Annotated in this window: 1 protein-coding gene; it reads right to left on the bottom strand. The window is 76.4% G+C overall.

Annotated elements, in window-relative coordinates:
- On the bottom strand, positions 1 to 880 hold an 880-nt coding region (locus MKK54_RS02850; RefSeq protein ID WP_244009005.1), incomplete at both ends, for an AMP-binding protein.

Raw genomic sequence — 880 nt, forward strand, 5'->3', positions numbered from 1 at the left:
CCAGTCCGGGACGGGCAGGGCGGCGCGGTCGAGCTTGCCGTTGGGCGAGACCGGCAGGGCCGGCAGGGGCAGGATGCGGGCCGGGACCATGTGGTCGGGCAATTGGCCCGCCAGATGCGCCCGCAGGGTGGCCTCGATCGACGCTTCCCCTCCTGCCTTCGCCCGGTCCGCCCCGCGCGCCTGCGCCGGCACGTCGCGCGGGACGCAGTAGCCGACGAGGCGGGGACCGCCGGGCGCGGGGACGGCGACGATGGCGGCCTCGGCGACGCTGGGATGCGCCCGCAGGCGAGCGGCGATCTCGCCGGGCTCGATGCGGAACCCCCGGATCTTCACCTGATCGTCGAGGCGCCCGAGGAACACCAGGGCGCCGTCGGGCCGGCGCCGGACCCGGTCGCCGGTGCGGTAGAGACGCCCGCCCGCCGGCCCGAACGGGTCGGGCACGAAGCGCTCGGCCGTGAGCCCGGCCCGGCCGTGATACCCCCGCGCCAGACCGAGCCCGCCGAGGTACAGCTCCCCCGCCACACCGATCGGAACGGGGTTCAGGTCCCGATCGAGGACGTGCAGGGCGAGGTTGGCGATGGGGTGGCCGATGGGCACCTCCGTCGCCCCGGTTCCGGTCCCGGGCTCTTCGGTGCAGGCCCAGGCCGAGCCGCCGCAGGCCCAAGCGGAGACGTCGATGGCGGCTTCCGTGGGTCCGTAGAGGTTGTGCAGGGCCGCCCCCGTGCGGGCGCGGACGGCCGCCGCGAGGTCGCCCGGCAGGGCCTCGCCGCTGCACAGGATGCGGGTGAGCGGCGCGCAGGCCTCGAGTTCGCCCGAGGCCACGAAGGCGGCCAGCATGGCGGGGACGAAGTGCAGGGTGGTCACCCCGTGCCCGACGATG

The organism is Methylobacterium sp. J-068 (genome assembly GCF_022829445.1).
Classification (GTDB): Bacteria; Pseudomonadota; Alphaproteobacteria; order Rhizobiales; family Beijerinckiaceae; genus Methylobacterium.